Below are 17391 nucleotides of genomic sequence, written 5' to 3'. Positions count from 1 at the left end.
ATTGGCTAGAGCACAAAAATATAGAATACTTCTTCGGCTTTTATTTATGTATTCTCATTTTAAACACTACAGATAGCCATCTGTAGTGTTTATATAACCTGATTAGATCCAAGGTGCACTAATTACCTGAGAATAAGCCAGAATATTTTAAAAGTAATTAAAACTAAAACTAAAACTAAAACCAATAATCATAAAACCTAAGACTCCTTTAATAAAACTATTTCCACCAATGTTCTGTAAATAAAGGACTTTTCAAATCTATGACTTCGCCAAACCTTGGTGTACTTAACATCACTTGTTTTTCTTGAGATATCTTTAAAATTTGATTTAAAGGATCGTCCCAATCGTGAAACGCTAAACTAAAGGTACTATTATGAATAGGTATTAACACTTTCGCATTGAGGTCTTGATGAGCTTGAACGGTTTCAGCAGGAAACATATGAATTGTTTTCCAAAGCTCATTGTAAGCACCATTTTCCATTAAGCTAACATCAAAAGGCCCATACTTCTCTCCTATAGCTTTAAAACCATCAAAGTAGCCAGAATCTCCACTAAAATACACTTTATACTCACCTAATAAAAATACCCAAGATCCCCACAATGTATCGTTTTTGTCCCACAAGGTTCGCCCTGAAAAGTGGTTAGATGGTGTAAAAGCAACAGTAAAGTTACCTGCTTCGTCTGTAAACTCTACTTCTTGCCACCAATTTAACGCTTTAACATTCGTTTTAGCTACGCCCATGCTTATTAAATTTTCGTCAACACCTTCTGGCACATAAAATTGTGTATTGCTGTTAGCATTCGCTAAAAAATTAATCGTGTCGTTATCTAAATGATCATAATGATTATGCGAAATAAACACTTTTTCTATTTGAGGTAAGTCTTCAAGCGCTATTGCTACAGGTTCAAAACGTTTTGGTCCTATAAAAGAAACAGGCGATGCACGTTCGCTAAACATAGGGTCAATCAACCAATATTTACCATAAACCTTCATTAAAATAGAAGAATGCCCTAGCTTAACTAAATACACACTTGTTTCGTCAAGCGCATCTAATTCTGCTCTTGTTAATGTTTTTACGAATTCTTTATCTGGTGTCGTACCTTCACGTTCTTGAAATAAAGAGCGTTTAAGAATAGAAATCCCTGATGTTAAAGCTGATCTATTAGCTGTAGGATCTTCAGCTCTCTCTCTGGAATTAGAGTAAACCGCATCAACCGATGTTGAAGATGTACAAGCAATAAGAATAACTACCGCTAATACAGCGATTAAAATACTCATTTTTTTCATTAATGTTTGCCTACATGTTAAGAATTAATTGAATTGTAAGATATTAGGATCTATTGATCTTTTAGGGTTAAATTTTATTCAATTTAAAAACGGATTTAATAGCGGCGTGAGTTTTGTTTCATAGCTATTTTATGTGAAGCCGCCGCTAATATTATTATTTTACTAAGTCAATTACAGCATCGTGTGCTTTTTTAGCTGAACCGTCTCTTTTAAATAATAATGGGTAATTAGTTCTTCCCACGACTGGCCAGCCATTTAACCAAGAATCACCATCAGTAACGCCCCAAAAAGTAACACGATCAATGCTTTTTTGATGCTTGATAAATGTTTGAAAAATTTCTTTATAGCGCGCAGCAAACTTATCTTCAGCGGCAGCTGGAACGTTACCGTCAGAGTATGGGTTGTTTTCCGGTGTTGCTATTAATTTTTCGATATCAACATCAGCACCTGTCATGCCATCTCTGCCTAAAAAGTCAACGTCAAGCTCGGTAATGTGTAAACGTAATCCAGTAGCAGCATAAAGGGTTAATGTAGTATCAATTATTTCAGCAGATGGATTAACCATGCCCCAATGACCTTGAAGGCCAATGCCGTCAATACGAACACCTTTTTGTTGAAATTCTTTTACCATGGCAAGAACTGTGTCTCTTCGGCCAATTCTATTCATGCCATAATCGTTATAGATTAAAGTCGCGTCTTTAGGCATTTCTTGGTCAGCAATAATAAAAGCTTGTTCGATAAAGTCATCACCAATAATTTGGTTATATAATGACTTTCTTAATGTTCCATCGTCTTCAATAGCTTCGTTAACTACATCCCAAATTTTAATTCTGCTACCATAACGGGTTGCAAACATTTTTGCTCGTTCTCTCATACGTTCAAGTAGAGCGTCTCTGGTTAATAGATTACCTTCATCATCTTTAAATACCCAGTCAGGGGTTTGACTGTGCCAAAATAAAACATGACCTACGGTAGAAATGTTTTCATCAACGCCTAATTGAGCAAATTGATCTGCAATTTCAAAATTGAATTTACCCGGTAAAGGGTTAATACGCTCCCATTTCATGTCGTTATCAAGTGTGACTGCGCTGAAGTTTTCTTTAGCTAACGCTAAAGAAGGGTGATTAGGTGTCGTAAACATTGATGCGCCTAATGTAGCACCCACAAGAAATTTATCCGCGTAAGCTTCTTTTAACGTTACCGTACTACCAGACTGTTCAGTTACTTGTTCAGTTGATTTTTCAGAACAACTAAATACGCCAATCGCAAGTGTAGCGATAATGGCTAAATGAGATATCTTATATATTTTCATAAACTTCCTTATAGGTTAAATATGTATTTATTACAGTTATTGGAGAACAAATAATACTACACCTATTGTAGTCAAAAAGACATTATGCCTTTTAAGAATTGATGACTATTTGTGATGTTTGTAGAGAAAATGTGTTGATTTTATAAATAGAGGTCTAATAAGAAAATATTAATGATAACCAAGGTATATTATTTATATATGCAGAGCAGGGCACTCTAGTAATTTTAAAGGTGTATTGTTACACAGCAGCGGAGGTGCTTGTTTTTGAATTTTGAAATCCGTGAAAACGGTTGAGTAATAGACGTAAAATATCCGATTTTTACTCCCTCAAGAATATAAAAGAGAGGTAAATATGGCAAATATTAGGCATCATGAATCGTTATTTTATGAAAAATGTCTAAATAAACCGTATCGTCGATAAAGCAGCATGCGGTTGCAAATGCCATTGTTGAAATTGAGCACACCACACTATAACGTTAATCATATCTAACTTTCTAAATTCGTTAAAATGACAAGCATCGAACTCTTCAAAAGTTGCATTCATTGAGTCCATGATATACCTCTACATTAAGGGGGAAGGAAGTTTTAGTGGTCCTGTAAGACCACTAAAACTAGAAAGGAGATTGTTGTTATTCGTATTTAGAGCACACTAAAACACTTTCTTTGAGTAAAACACCCCCTTTTAATCTTAAATAAAGTTGCTGACTGACCGGTAAGCAAAAACTTGATATACGTTGATTCAATACCTTTGCGAAATCTACTTGCTGATTAACAAAATATTGAGAAGGGTCAAATGGTATATCGACGTCTTTTAATGAACATAGAGAAACTTCTTCGCCTTCCTTTGTTCTTAAAATGAGTTGAATATCGTGTTTTATAGGTGTTGTTTGTAGGGTGACCAAAATTTGACTGAGAAAAGTATTTTTTTTCGTTTTTGCATCCGTTATTAGGATGTATTGTTGGTACTGCTCAACAACAAATTGATTACTTAACAAGTATTCCTGATAATGCATATTCACCATGAAGGGGTAATCCTCAGTCCAAAACTCTGGGAGCCTTCGCTCATTTTCAATGGCCCATTGTTTTTTACTGAGGAGTTTTGGGGCTTTGTTTTTATCAACACCGATGACTCCTGTTGTTGCGAGAGTTAATTTTTCGTTTGTTACGTTTATGTTTGTCTTTGTCATGTTATTCTCCAAAATGTTAGGCTCTTTGTGCAAAAGAAGTAGTAGAGTAGTGTTCATCAGCACTTTGCTTATCTGCAGCTTGTAGTGCCAATGCAACCTGGGTGATGGCCTGATAACCATACCGAGAGCCAGGGCTTGAACAAGTGAGTATGTGACGTAAAAGCATGCCGCTTTGAGGCTCGTTTATATCTAACTTTTGCAATGCCTGAGCGCATATCTCCAGTGTTAATTCATCATGGTCAACGACCATACCTAATGAAGTTCGAGTTCCATTTGGCGCTAACGTTTTTGTTTTACCAATGTCATGAATGAGTGCTGAAACAATAGCAACATCACGCTCAGCATTGATAAACTGATTAGCGGTAATCACTCGCTCAGCGACATCGACAGAGTGCTCTAATAATCCTCCTTTATAGTTATGATGATGACGAATACTTGCTGGGCACTCTAGGAAATTAATGCCTGTTTCGTTATTCACTAATACATCAGACAAAAACTGTCTTAGGTGAGTAGACTTAATGCTATCAACGAGTTTTTTAAATCGCGGTAATAAATCAGGAATCGGGCAATAACAACCCGCTATACCATTAATGTCGAGTAACTCTTTACTACTCTCATCAGAAACCGTTTGTAAAAAAGCACAGCGGACGTATTGTTGCCCGTCAGCATACTTCAATGCTGCTTCGATATGAACGATGGCATTAGCTTGTAACTGCCTCATAAAATTATTCATATTAAAGCAATACACATTGATGAACGTTGATATGTCTGACAGCTGCATTACCCAGTACTGCTTACCTAATTTATCGGTTTTTTCAATGCAGCTGACCATGGTATAGCATCCTTTAAATCGCTTGAAAGAGGAGATATTTTCAAGCAAAGGCTGAATTGATTGTTTAACGGTTGCTTGTACTAACTGTGTGTTGTTGGAATTAGTCATGGTTTTTTCCTTTAAGTGATTTTTTTAATAAACGTTCAAATGCTGAGCCGTCACGACGAGTAAGGTTTGGTACAAAGCGAGAGTAAACTTGAAAAAGCATCTGAGTGTTACTATGCCCCATCTGTTTTGCTATCCACTCTGGAGACTCTCCGCTTGCCAGCCAAAGGGTTGCTGCCGTATGACGGCTTTGGTATGGCCTTCGTTTTTCAAGACCAAGTCGCTTAAGGAGGGGGTACCAAATACGTTTAGTCACATTGTTGTGATCAATCGGTTGACCTGAGTTAGTACAAAAAACAAAATCAGATAGCGATGAACTAGCGTCATGTTGTAATTTTAATGCATTAAAAACAGGCTGGCTCATTGCTATTTCACGTTGTGAGAAATCATTTTTTGTATAATCACATTCACCCGCGACAATCGTTTGTCGAATTTTTATTTGACGGTTATCAAAGTCGACGTACTTCCATTTGAGGCCATCAATTTCACCTGTACGAGCTCCGGTTAAAAATCGAATTAAGTAATAGCGGCTATAGTCTTTTCTGACGTTAGAGACTATTTTGTTCACCTCATCAAAAGTAAATGGGTTAACATCCGTTTTTTCAATCTTCAATGGCTTGATCCGAATGAAAGGCGTGTTAAAATCATGACGATCGGCGGCTTCCTCAAATACTCTCCGTAACGGGTCCATTATTTTATTAATGCGATTATTACTGATAGTTGAGCGTCCATTTCGGCCCGGTTCTTTGGCGAGAGAGGTTCGAAACTTTAGTAAATCAGCGCGAGTAATGCTGTCGATCTTTTTTTCTGAAAAAGCCGGAAGAAAATATTTTTTCTTCATACTTTGCATGTTCCTGAGGTGAGATGGACGCCACTTTAATGTGCTTTCTTCAAACCACTCCCCAAGAAAATCACCAAATAGAGGAATGTTTTTAACCGCTTCCCCTGAACGTTCTAGTTCATCCTGTGTCAGCTTTTGGGCAATTTTACTTGCAGGGAAATGAGCTAAGTAATCAAATCGTTTTGTAAGCAACTCAGCGTTCATTTTATCTAGCTTCTTTTGCATACGGCGACGATTAATCTTTGTATCACTTAGGTTTGTTTTCTCCCTACAACGTTTACCTTGATAGGTAAAATCAAAATAGAGGTTGTTGGTATCTTTACGTGATGAGAGTCTAGCCATGATTTACTACCTCCATAGGCTCTTGGTATGCAAGTGCTAAAGAATCATGAGCAATGCTTAGCATGTCAGATTCAATAGTGTCCCAGATGAACAAGATTTTTCGACGACCGAAAGGTCTGATGTAATGCTTGCCTTCAATTAAGCAGGCATCGAGTAATTCATTACGTATTGTTCTCGCGGTGTAATGAATTCGCTCTGCTAATTGCTTTGTTGTTAAATAAGTTTGAACTGATTTCATCGATCTTCTCCTAAATTAATGCTAATCTGAATGAATAAAAGATACTTTAGTAATCAAAATGTCATTCTGAGTAACATAATAACATCTTGAATGTCATTTGCAATGTTTTTTTGTCATTTTAAATGACATAATTTTATTTAGGGTGACTATAAATTGATTAAATGCCATTTAGCTCGTTTAATGGGTGAAAGAAAAATGAAAGTTATGGATGTAGCTAGGGAAACAGGTTTAAACAGAAATACTGTAACTTTATTATATAAAGAAACAGCTCAGCGGATTGACTTAGAGGCTATAGATAAACTTTGTGGTTTGTTTGATTGTGAGGTAGAAGATCTTTTAGAGCGAAAGGTTGATTAAAAAGGTAAAAAACATCAGGAGTCTGGCTTTTACCTTTAAATTAAAGTCTACAACTTAATTTAAAGCATCTTTTAATGCCTTTCCTGCCTTAAAGCCAGGTGCATTTGAAGTTGCAATTTGAATTTCTTCACCTGTTTGTGGGTTACGACCCTTACGTGCAGCACGAGCTGACACTTTAAATGTACCAAAACCAACAAGCGCAACATCACCCCCATTGGCTAATTCAGCGGTTACTTCACTTATGATACTATCTAATACTCGACCTGCTGACGCTTTTGTAACATCAGCACTTTCTGCTATTTTATCTACTAATTGACCTTTGTTCATTTTTACTTCCTATTTTTTGGTTTTATTGTTGCTTCATAGTAAACAAATATATCTGTATAGGGCAATAACTCCACACATATATATGCATCAGCATCGCTGATAAAATACCACCATACTATATTGGATGAAAATGACTTAAGTTTTTGTTTGAGCATTCTTGAGGACTGTCTAAAGAAACTTTCAATTATGATTATCGAAATCAAATAAGTGATGGAATGGATGCATGCTTTACTGTTATCTCCGATTTACTCGTGATTGCCCCTGATAATATATCCATTTATAAAGTGATGCTCATTGCAGGAGTAATGAGGTCAGATTCTATAACTATGATGGGTTCTCAAAGATTTAGTGCTTTTGCCATTATGGCCATAGTAAAATTGTGGAAAGATTTTTGATAAAGATGTTCAAGCCATTTTTTGCGGGTATTTAACTTTATTCCCTCTCCATATTAAGCTTATAGAGACGATAAGAAAAGAAGATTTTGAACGTGGGCAATTTGACAATGAACTCTCTGGGTTATGGGAAAGATTATTTGAAGGTAATGAAGGAACCCTAAACTTTGTTGAAACTAATAATATAGTGAAGCTTAGTAATGTTGATTACTCCAAGCTTGATTTGCACACTAAATCTGTGGCTATTTATATACTACCTAATGACTCAAGAGCGTGGGCACTTGATTCTTTTAAATGGTTAGTTAATGCATCAGTGGATACTATTTTTGGAGATGACAGAAGTAATTCTAATGATTATCAGAGTCGGCATGATTTTCTTAAAAAGTTTGCTATTTATATATTGAATTCACAACCTTCTGATATTTCTGATCTTATTAAGCCATTCATCGATAGTTTTAATTCATCTGAAGGGGTTTCTGATTTATTAGAAGAAATGGTTTTAGCGCAAGATGGGCAAACTTCATACGAAAATTTCTGGCTGATTTGGAATTTGTTTAAGCCTAAAGTAATCCAGCTGGCGCAAGAGGGCCACTTTAGGCATCGTTTTGAAAAAGTAATAAAGGATTACTTATTCGCTCTATCTTGGCGAAAACAAGATGCGAAAAACTGGAATACGTTCAAAGATAAGTATGCACGTTTCTTTAATGAAATGGCAGAAAAGCTTTCTAACTGCCCGTCAACTCTGTTTTCGTTTGCGTTGTTACTAAATGGTATTGGAAGTAGGTATGTACCTCAAGGGGTAGTTTAGATAGCAAAAATTATAAAAACGAATAGTGCTTTATCAAAATCAGACTTAGATGATAACACTATTTATTACCTTAACGCTTATATGCGAAAGTATCTGTATCGAGAAAAAAGCAAAGTACGTCGTTCTCCTGAATTAATGTCATATACATTGATCATTCATTAATTGAGCAAGGTGAAGTCTCAGGATATTTAATGAGAGAAAGTATTGTATAAATTAAGCACAAAAATTTGGTTGTATTACCGCTAATTGCCACCGCCATGAATATTTGTAGGATAAGGATAAGTAAGATAATGGCTAACTTCCCTATAGGGCAGTAAACAGTCTTTTTATGGCTATTATTTATATATAAAATTGTCTCGAATGTGGCAGCTGTGAGCCTTATTTATTAATAAATATTCAAATAATGGCGCTTTTAGACTGGCGTTAACACTAAGGACTCTTGGTGCGAAATGGAAAAGTAAACTGGCTAATATTCCTAAAATCCGAAGGGTGTAACCAGTTAATAATTTACTAAATAAAAGATCTAAAATGTCACAAAGTTATTGTGGAATGTTTTGATGGATATGAACTCCCCGAGTCAACAATCAGCTGTTTTTAAAGAAAATATAATGAATATTTAATTGAACACTTAATGTAAATTTAGGTATGTTAAGAACGCTATACGTCACGTTTTCCTCTGTAACGTAGAGCGTTGAAAATATAAATAGCCCTAAGGTCAAAAATTGCATGTTTATGCACTTTTTGATTGATTTATGTAGAGTTAAAAAAGAGCAAAACGAGACGAAATGTCTCACTGAGGTCACAAACGAGTTTTTAGCTGTTTTTGATGATTTGTGTAAAGATAAGAAAAACTAAGGTAAATTAAAAATATTAGCCTAACAAGCTTAAGTAATCTATCCATTCTTTGTGACGTAATTTCATGCCACGCTACAATGAATTTGATAAAGGTAGATTGACAAAATAAATAAAGTGGGTTTATTTTGTTGATTATTGAAGAATAAAAGTGGTTGCGGGAGCTGGATTTGAACCAACGACCTTCGGGTTATGAGCCCGACGAGCTACCAGACTGCTCCATCCCGCGACAGGAAGTATTGTACTTTTGGTATTATATTTTCTAATGTAAAAGTTGGTTGCGGGAGCAGGATTTGAACCTACGACCTTCGGGTTATGAGCCCGACGAGCTACCAGACTGCTCCATCCCGCGTCCGTGTTATCTAATTAACTAACTAGATAAACTAAGTTGTTTTAATTCTAACTTAAGAATGGGTTGTGGAAGTAGGGTTTGAAGCTACGACTTTTGGCTATTCTTTATAAGAAGTAGCCCGACTCGGTTGAACTTTTAGGCTACTCCATTCCGCGTCCGAATGGTTTAAGTAAACACTTAAACAAGCCAAGCTGTTTTAATTCAAACTTAAGAATTGGTTGCGGGAGCAGGATTTGAACCTACGACCTTCGGGTTATGAGCCCGACGAGCTACCAGACTGCTCCATCCCGCGTCCGAATGGTTTAAGTAAACACTTAAACAAGCCAAGTTGTTTTAATTCTAACTTAAGAATTGGTCGTGGAAGTAGGGTTTGAAGCTACGACCTTTGGCTATTCTTTATAAGAAGTAGCCCGACTCGGTTGAACTTTTAGACTGCTCCATCCCGCGTCCGAATGGTTTAAGTAAATACTTAAACAAGCCAAGTTGTTTTAATTCAAACTTAAGAATTGGTTGCGGGAGCAGGATTTGAACCTACGACCTTCGGGTTATGAGCCCGACGAGCTACCAGACTGCTCCATCCCGCGTCCGATTGACTTAATAGATTAGTCAAAGCAACTTGTTTTAATTCTAGTTAAGAATGCTTGAAAGAAGCGGTTAGCTGCTTGCCTTAAAGCGAGGCGTATAATAAGGATACATCATCTAATTTGCAACATGTTTTATGCTTATTTTAACGATTAATTTCATTTATTTTCTACTTGCTGTTTTTTTGCTCGTGAATGACTCGTATTTCAGGCGATTAGTTGAAGTTAGGCTGAATTTAAAATAAACACTGCTTAATTTTTTAGATATTGCTAGGTATTGTTAGATAGTTTGCGCTAATTTGTAAAAGGCCTATAAGTAGCACGTGTCTTTGTTTATAATCGCGGCATAAATTAGATTGGGAAACCTATATGCAGCAATTTTTAGCATTAACCTCACCAGGTATAGAAATATTACTGGCACAAGAACTTAAAGATTTAAAAGCCGAACAAGTGGTTCAAAAGCCTGAAGGCGTTTATTTTAGCGCAACGATTGAACATGCGTATCACATTTGTCTGCGTTGTCGCTTATCGACTCGCATTCTACTGAGACTAGCTGAAGGTGATGCCAGCAATAAAGATGAACTTTATGCGGTAGCAAAGTCAATCACTTGGTCGGAAATGTTCTCGGTTGATAGCACGTTTGCTATTGATTTTGTTGGTACAAGCGATGAAATCAGAAATAGTCAATTCGGTGCTTTAACAGTTAAAGATGCGGTTGTTGACCATTTTCGCGATTTAAACCAAGAACGTCCGTCAGTAGACAAGTCAGCGCCACAGGTAAGTTTTCAAGCGCGTTTGTTAAAGCAAAAAGTGGTTATTTATTTAGACTTTTCTGGTCGTAGCTTATTTAAAAGGGGCTATCGAGAACATTCAGGTGCTGCACCATTAAAAGAACACTTAGCAGCAGCCATTATTACGCGTTCGGGTTGGTTAGACGATACCTCTAAACCTTTAGTTGATCCGATGTGTGGCTCTGGCACCATAATAATAGAAGCGGTATTAATGGCGGCGGGTTATGCGCCGGGTATTGATAGAGCACAATGGGGCTTTGATTTTTGGTTAGGACATCAGCCTGCCGCCTGGAAATCAGCAAGATCTGCCGCCATTGAACAATCACATGTCGGTTTAACGCAGCTTAAAACTAAAGTATTTGGTCTTGACCTTGATAACCGAGTATTACAAACGGCCCAGCAAAATGCTAAAAATGCCGGCGTACAACGCTTTATTGAGTTTTCTTGTAAAAATGCTAACGACATCAAAAATGCCTTTGGCCCTAAAGGCACGGTCTTATTTAACCCACCTTACGGTGAACGCATCGGTGAGCTACCTGAATTGGTTGAAAGCTTTGCTTTGTTAGGACAGAAGTTTAAATCTCATTTTGTTAACTGGCGAGTCGCTGTTTTAACCGCTAATGCTGAGTTGTTAGCGATGATGAAAATGGTCACGTTAAAACGTTATAAATTTAAAAACGGCCCATTAGATTGCCAATTTGCACTTTATAATTTAGATGACAAGCAAGTATCAAGCAGCAATGTTAATACTGAATTCGATGGTAAAGACTCAGACTTTGGTAATCGCTTATTAAAGAATAAGAAAAACTTGAAAAGCTGGCTTAAGCAAGAAGCTATAGAGTGTTATCGTTTATATGATGCCGACATTCCTGAATATAATGTCGCGGTTGATGTTTATGGCGATCACCTTGTTATTCATGAGTACACAGCACCTGCGATTATTGAGCCTGAAAAAGTAGCAAAACGACTGCAAGAAGTGGTTTATTTTGCTCCAAAGGTACTGGGCGTACCTACCGATAAAGTCATTATTAAAACGCGGGCCAAACAAAAGGGCAAAGATCAGTATCAACGGGTTGAACAAACTAAAAAATCTATGGTGGTACATGAATACGGCGCTAAATTAAAAGTAAACCTTTGGGATTATTTAGATACTGGGCTGTTTCTTGATCACCGTAAAACCCGCCAAATGGTTGCAAAAAAATCAACGGGTAAATCATTATTGAATTTATTTGCCTACACCGGCTCGGTGTCTTTACAAGCGGCATTGCATGGCGCGGATACGGTAACTACCGTTGATATGTCGAAAACTTATTTAAGTTGGGCACAAGACAATTTTGTATTGAATAATCTCAGCGGTCACAAATATGACTTTATTCAAGCCGATTGTTTGCAATGGTTGAAGAAAAATGAGCAAAAATTTGATCTGGTGTTTATTGACCCACCGACTTTTTCTAATTCAAAGCGCATGGGTGAAAGTTTTGACGTGCAGCGTGATCACATTAGCTTAATTACGGATGGGGTTAAATCACTCGCTAAGGGGGGTGAGTTAATTTTTACCAATAATAAGCGTAATTTTAAAATGGATTTTGACGCGATTTCAGCCTTAAATTTACAGGTGCAAGAAATAAGCGAGAAAACCCGAGATAAAGACTTTCAACGTAACAAGCATATCCACAACAGTTGGTTGATTACACGTAAGGTGAGTTAATATGTCGGTAAAATTTAATCTCTATGGCAGTGAAGGCTGTCATTTATGTGAAGAGGCTTTAGCATTATGCTTGGCCGTTATGCCCGCAGCAGATATTTGCGTGGTCGATATACTCGATGATGATAAGCTAGTTGCGCTGTATCGTGTTCACATTCCTGTTTTAGAGCGTCTTTCGAGCCAAGAAAAATTATTTTGGCCATTTGAACAAGCACAAGTTTTGGAGTTATTGTAGTTTATGGAATTAATTCGTATTTCCCAAGGTGAATTAGCCTTTGGTGAAGACAAAGTCTTAGATAAAGCAGATCTGAGTGTACAAACAGGCGAAAGAATTTGTTTAGTCGGCAGAAACGGTGCTGGAAAATCAACATTAATGAAAGTATTAATGGGGGCTCAAACCTTAGATGATGGCCAAGTGCTTAAATCTAGCACCATGCAAGTCGCCATGTTAGAGCAAGATCCACCAGAAACTTCAGATATCAGTGTTTTTGATCATATTGCGCAAGGCGTAAAAGAAAATGCTGATTTAATTAAGCGCTACCATGCGATTATACATGATGTTACTGAAGACCCATCAGACAAAAATCTCAATAAATTAGCCAACGTTCAAGACCAACTTGAAGTGGCAAACGCTTGGCAAGATGAACAGCGTATCGAGCAAGTGATGACCACCTTGGCGCTGAATCCAGATGAGAAAATTTGCGACCTTTCAGGTGGTTGGTTACGTAAAGTAGCGCTAGCTAAAGCCTTAGTGACCGCACCTGATATTTTATTACTTGATGAACCGACTAACCATTTAGATATTAAAAGTGTTTTATGGCTAGAGTCATTTTTAAAAGACTTTGCCGGTACGATACTCTTTATTAGTCATGATAGAGCATTTATTCGTGGCGTATCGACACGTATTATTGACCTTGACCGCGGCACGTTGAAAAGTTATCCCGGTAATTATGATCTGTACATAGAGCAAAAAGCGCATGACTTGCAGGTTGAATCACAACAAAACTCGCTATTTGATAAAAAACTAGCAGAAGAAGAAGTGTGGATCAGACAAGGGGTAAAAGCCCGTCGTACCCGTAACGAAGGTCGAGTAAGAGCACTTGAGAAACTCAGAGGTGAACGCCAAGCACGTCGTGAGGTTCGCAATCAAAGTACCATGAATATTACCCAAGGCGACCGTTCAGGTAAGCTGGTATTTGAAGCTGAAGAATTAACCATCGCTTTTGATGATAAAGTTATTATTAAAAATTTAGATTTATTGATTACTCGAAATGACCGTATGGCTTTTATTGGTGCCAATGGTACGGGTAAATCTACTTTGATTAAAATGATTATGGGCAACTTGGCAGCTACCAGCGGTAAAATGCGCTCAGGTGTTAATTTAGATATCGCTTATTTTGATCAACACCGTGAAGCCTTAGACCTTAACCAAACCGTACAAGAAATTGTTGGTGAAGGTAAGCAAGAAGTTGTGGTAAACGGTAAACCACGACATGTATTGGGTTATCTACAAGATTTTCTTTTTAGTCCTAAACGAGCAAGAACCCCGGTTAGAGCCTTGTCGGGCGGTGAAAAAAATCGTTTATTACTGGCGCGATTATTTTTACGCCCAAGTAACTTATTGATTTTAGATGAGCCAACCAATGATTTGGATATTGAAACTTTAGAGTTATTGGAAGAAGTCGTTGCAAATTATTCAGGAACGGTTATTTTAGTTAGCCATGATCGCGACTTTGTTAATAACTGTGTTAATAGTTGCTTGTATTTTGATGGTACTGGGCACGTTACACAAATCGTTGGCGGTTATGATGATGTTGATGATTACTTAGCTTATAAAGACCAGCAACGTGAAACGGCTACTAAGGCAGTTGTTAAAGCTGTTGCAGCTGAAAAAGTTGAAAATAATAGCAAGGTTAATGCCCCAGCTAAGAAAAAGCGCTCATTTAAAGAGAAAACAGAGTTGGAAAGCTTACCTGGGATTATTGATGAATTTGAAACATCAATTGCCAAATTGCAGGAAGAAGTTAATCATGCTGACTTTTTCAGTCAAAGCAAAGAGCAAAGTAATAATACATTGAACCAGTTAGCTATAAATGAGTCAAAACTCGAAGTTGCCTACGCTAGATGGCAAGAATTAGATGATTAATAACAAAAGTGAGTTTAGTAGTTACATGAACAAATTTGTAAAATCAATTTTAGCATTAGGTATTACTAGTGCATTAGGACTATCCGCGGTTAATGCTGCAACTTACCAAGTTATTGATAAAGGTAATGTTTCTTCATTAAAATATACTTACTCACAACAGGAAAATAATAACGGTGAAGCGGCTATTTCTGGCACTGACATCTATAATTTTCCTGTGCAGTTTCAATATCTTGACGAAGAAGATTATAATTTTGTTGTGGCTACCGCTGAAGCAAGCCACGAAGGTGTGCACGACTTAGTTAATATTGAAGATGAAGTCGCTTTGCGTGCCGGTAACCCAACGGCGAATGATCTTTCATGGGTTATTAGATTTTTGAGTTCAAGAGCAGGTAACAGTCTTTATCAAGAAGTGGGTGATGTTTTTGCCATGACTAATTTTAATGGCCAAACTGAATTATTTAATGTTTTTGATGAAAACATTCCTAATACAGATATTCTTACCCGTTCAACCAAAGAATTTATTAGTGGCATTACTAATGAAGGTTGGGTATATGGTAACGCCTCAGCGCCTTATTTACCGCTTGATTTTACTAACAGTAATGCTGAAGAAGTAACCCATTGGGTACGTGCATTTACCACTCGTGGTTTTTTCTCGTCTGACGGTGGTGCTAGTATCATCGAAATCATTCCTCCTAGTGAAACAGACTTACCCGAAGATCAGCGTTTTGGCGGCGAGTCAGCTATATTAGATATTAGTGAATCTCATTTTGCCGTTGGTTATGCGAGTACCAGTATTGATCAAAATGCCATTGATTTTATCAACGATGAAACCGGTGGTTGTGCTGATCCAAACGTACTTGATGATTTACCGTTTAAAGTTTGTGTGCAGCAAATTATCGCAGAAGTTTATAACACTGAAGCGATAAAATGGTCGATTGATGAGCAAGGTATTATTAGCTCAGAAATATTAGGCCAGTTAGTTACTCCTAACGTTGATGATGTGCGTGAATATGTTAACTATGCTCAAGCTATTAATAATCAAGGTGTTGCGGTGGGTTATGCTCATGGCTGGGTCGATGAAAATGAAACTGAACCGAGCGCAAGAGAACGCCGCAGTTTATATGCCGTAGTTTATAAAGACGGTGAAGTGAAAGACTTTACTGAGGATCACGGCAAATACTTTGATTCGCGTACCTATGACATTAACGATGCGGGTATAGCTGTAGGGCATGCTAATACTTTTGTTAACGGTAATCAGAGAACTAAGTTCTATCATGTTGATACCAATGCTGAAACGATGGAAATGGTTTTACCAAAAGACTTTTTTAATGGTAGTTCGAGCACGGCTCGCGCGATTAATGAAAGTGGTAAAATAGTGGGTGAAGGTGAGTTTGAAACGCATAATGACAATACCAGCACCCCGAGAAGAACACATGGTTTTTTATATGATATTACCAGTGAAACTTTTACCGACCTTAACAACTTTTTAGCCTGTGACAGTGCTTATACTATTATTGAAGCACGTGATATTAATGACGCTAATGAAATTTCAGCAACTGCGCTGATTAGAGTGCCGCGCCGTGATTCAAAAGGTGAATTAATGTTGGATGAGCAAGGTGAACAACTACTTGAAGACGTAGTTCGTGCAGTAACCTTGGAGCCAATAGCGGGAGAGATTCAAAATTGTAGCGCCGTTGAAGAGAAAATAGAACGTAAAGGTGCAGGTTTTGGTTTAAGCGCTATATGCTTGTTAATGTTTGCTGGCTTAACTCGCAGATTAACATTGAAGAGCAAGCGTAAGCATTAGATAAGCCGAAGCTTTAGATAAGGCGCAGCGTTATAAAAACCCAATAACAAATTTTGTTATTGGGTTTTTTTATGCTTTAAACAAAACAGAACAATATTTTGCTGCAGATTTTTTGGGTCTATCAAGCTTATTGTTACCTAAACGGTTGACGGACTAAAGTCCGACCTACAAAAAATTACCAACGTTAAGTGCTGGCCAAACGTTTAATGATCGTCCTTAGGTTTTATCTGATTTCAGTGCTGTTGGATGCTTAATATAGTTTTAATGTAGGTTGGACTTTAGTCCATCAGGTTAAATGAAATTTAACCGTGTTTAGTATAGAAACCTAAAGGCAGAACGATACTTTGCTGCAGGTTTTTTTGGTCCATCAAGCTTATTGTTAGCTAAGCGGTTGACGGACTGAAGTCCGACCTACAAAAAATTACCAACGTTAAGTGCTGGCCAAACGTTTAATGATCGTCCTTAGGTTTTATCTGATTTCAGTGCTGTTGGATGCTTAATGTAGTTTTAATGTAGGTTGGACTTTATTCCATCAGGTTAAATGAAATTTAACCGTGTTTAGTATAGAAACCTAAAGGCAGAACGATACTTTGCTGCAGGTTTTTTTGGTCTATCAAGCTTAATGTAGTTTTAATGTAGGTTGGACTTTAGTCCATCAGGTCAAATGAAATTTAACCGTGTTTAGTATAGGAACTTAAAGGAAGAACGATACTTTGCTGCAGGTTTTTTTGGTCTATCAAGCTTATTGTTAGCTAAGCGGTTGACGGACTAAAGTCCGACCTACAAAAAATTACCAACGTTAAGTGCTGGCCAAACGTTTAATGATCGTCCTTAGGTTTTATCTGATTTCAGTGCTGTTTAATGCTTAATATAGTTTTAATGTAGGTTGGACTTTAGTCCATCAGGTTAAATAAAATTTAACCGTGTTTAGTATAGAAACCTAAAGGCAGAACGATACTTTGCTGCAGGTTGTTTGGTCCATCAAGCTTAATGTAGTTTTAATGTAGATACCATCTCTCCATACCGACTTCAAACACTCATTTAAATTGCTTGAGATCGGTATTCGCTTTGGTGCTTTAACACCCCAAAACAAATCTGTACTAACTTTCTCATTGCAGCGCCAAGGGC

General features: G+C 37.2%; 14 protein-coding genes and 4 tRNA genes. 6 read left to right on the top strand and 12 right to left on the bottom strand.

Features of this window, described 5'->3' with window-relative positions; translation table 11 throughout:
• Nucleotides 1–217: 217 nt before the first annotated feature.
• The 7 genes from ESZ39_RS10075 to ESZ39_RS10050 form a co-directional block, all read right to left on the bottom strand.
• Nucleotides 218–1288, bottom strand: coding sequence for an MBL fold metallo-hydrolase (locus ESZ39_RS10075; protein WP_146879784.1), 1071 nt, complete (start codon nt 1286–1288; stop codon nt 218–220).
• 154 nt (nt 1289–1442) lie between these two features.
• Nucleotides 1443–2600: an endo-1,4-beta-xylanase gene (locus ESZ39_RS10070; RefSeq protein ID WP_146879783.1), complete on the bottom strand. Its 1158-nt coding sequence runs from the start codon at nt 2598–2600 to the stop codon at nt 1443–1445.
• A 397-nt stretch (nt 2601–2997) separates the two neighbouring features.
• Complete coding sequence (locus ESZ39_RS17770) at nt 2998–3153, bottom strand: hypothetical protein (RefSeq protein ID WP_191321753.1); 156 nt, start codon at nt 3151–3153, stop codon at nt 2998–3000.
• 76 nt (nt 3154–3229) lie between these two features.
• Entirely contained in the window at nt 3230–3787 is a 558-nt protein-coding gene (locus ESZ39_RS10065; RefSeq protein WP_146879782.1) for a hypothetical protein, read from the bottom strand.
• Nucleotides 3788–3803: 16 nt separating this feature from the next.
• Nucleotides 3804–4727 (bottom strand): HDIG domain-containing metalloprotein, encoded by a 924-nt coding sequence (locus ESZ39_RS10060; protein ID WP_146879781.1) that lies wholly within the window; start codon nt 4725–4727, stop codon nt 3804–3806.
• Nucleotides 4720–5907, bottom strand: a complete 1188-nt coding sequence (locus ESZ39_RS10055; RefSeq protein ID WP_146879780.1) for a site-specific integrase — start codon at nt 5905–5907, stop codon at nt 4720–4722. Before ESZ39_RS10055 ends, ESZ39_RS10060 begins: the two co-directional genes overlap by 8 nt.
• Nucleotides 5900–6145 carry a hypothetical protein gene (locus tag ESZ39_RS10050; protein ID WP_146879779.1) on the bottom strand — a complete coding sequence of 82 codons (246 nt, stop codon included), beginning with the start codon at nt 6143–6145 and terminating at the stop codon, nt 5900–5902. Before ESZ39_RS10050 ends, ESZ39_RS10055 begins: the two co-directional genes overlap by 8 nt.
• Nucleotides 6146–6298: 153 nt before the next feature.
• On the opposite strand from ESZ39_RS10050, the gene ESZ39_RS10045 reads away from it, so the two are divergent.
• Complete coding sequence (locus ESZ39_RS10045; RefSeq protein WP_146879778.1) at nt 6299–6502, top strand: helix-turn-helix domain-containing protein; 204 nt, start codon at nt 6299–6301, stop codon at nt 6500–6502.
• A gap of 54 nt (nt 6503–6556) precedes the next feature.
• Here ESZ39_RS10045 and ESZ39_RS10040 read toward each other — a convergent pair whose 3' ends face one another.
• On the bottom strand, nt 6557–6829 hold the full coding sequence (locus ESZ39_RS10040; RefSeq protein WP_146879777.1) for an HU family DNA-binding protein: 273 nt from the start codon (nt 6827–6829) through the stop codon (nt 6557–6559).
• A gap of 579 nt (nt 6830–7408) precedes the next feature.
• Here ESZ39_RS10040 and ESZ39_RS10035 point away from each other — a divergent pair.
• Nucleotides 7409–8029: a hypothetical protein gene (locus ESZ39_RS10035; protein ID WP_146879776.1), complete on the top strand. Its 621-nt coding sequence runs from the start codon at nt 7409–7411 to the stop codon at nt 8027–8029.
• A 1004-nt stretch (nt 8030–9033) separates the two neighbouring features.
• On the opposite strand, the gene ESZ39_RS10030 is transcribed toward ESZ39_RS10035, so the two are convergent.
• The 4 genes from ESZ39_RS10030 to ESZ39_RS10015 form a co-directional block, all read right to left on the bottom strand.
• Nucleotides 9034–9110: transfer RNA gene (locus tag ESZ39_RS10030), tRNA-Met, on the bottom strand.
• Between the two features lie 46 nt (nt 9111–9156).
• Nucleotides 9157–9233: transfer RNA gene (locus tag ESZ39_RS10025), tRNA-Met, on the bottom strand.
• Between the two features lie 215 nt (nt 9234–9448).
• Nucleotides 9449–9525, bottom strand: a tRNA-Met gene (locus ESZ39_RS10020).
• A gap of 215 nt (nt 9526–9740) precedes the next feature.
• A tRNA-Met gene (locus ESZ39_RS10015) sits at nt 9741–9817 on the bottom strand.
• A gap of 366 nt (nt 9818–10183) precedes the next feature.
• Here ESZ39_RS10015 and rlmKL point away from each other — a divergent pair.
• The 4 genes from rlmKL to ESZ39_RS09995 are packed head-to-tail and all read left to right on the top strand — an operon-like array spanning nt 10184 to nt 16263.
• A complete protein-coding gene (rlmKL, locus tag ESZ39_RS10010) occupies nt 10184–12313 on the top strand; it encodes a bifunctional 23S rRNA (guanine(2069)-N(7))-methyltransferase RlmK/23S rRNA (guanine(2445)-N(2))-methyltransferase RlmL (RefSeq protein ID WP_146879775.1) in 2130 nt (709 codons plus the stop codon).
• A gap of 1 nt (nt 12314) precedes the next feature.
• Nucleotides 12315–12545 carry a glutaredoxin family protein gene (locus ESZ39_RS10005; protein ID WP_146879774.1) on the top strand — a complete coding sequence of 77 codons (231 nt, stop codon included), beginning with the start codon at nt 12315–12317 and terminating at the stop codon, nt 12543–12545.
• A 3-nt stretch (nt 12546–12548) separates the two neighbouring features.
• Complete coding sequence (locus tag ESZ39_RS10000) at nt 12549–14456, top strand: ATP-binding cassette domain-containing protein (RefSeq protein ID WP_146879773.1); 1908 nt, start codon at nt 12549–12551, stop codon at nt 14454–14456.
• 25 nt (nt 14457–14481) lie between these two features.
• Nucleotides 14482–16263, top strand: coding sequence for a DUF3466 family protein (locus tag ESZ39_RS09995; protein WP_191321752.1), 1782 nt, complete (start codon nt 14482–14484; stop codon nt 16261–16263).
• Nucleotides 16264–17391: the final 1128 nt, after the last annotated feature.

This window comes from Colwellia sp. C1TZA3 (assembly GCF_007954265.1).
Lineage (GTDB): Bacteria > Pseudomonadota > Gammaproteobacteria > Enterobacterales > Alteromonadaceae > Cognaticolwellia.
Note: the sequence above shows the minus strand (reverse complement) of the source record. Positions and strands in the feature narration are given on the sequence as shown.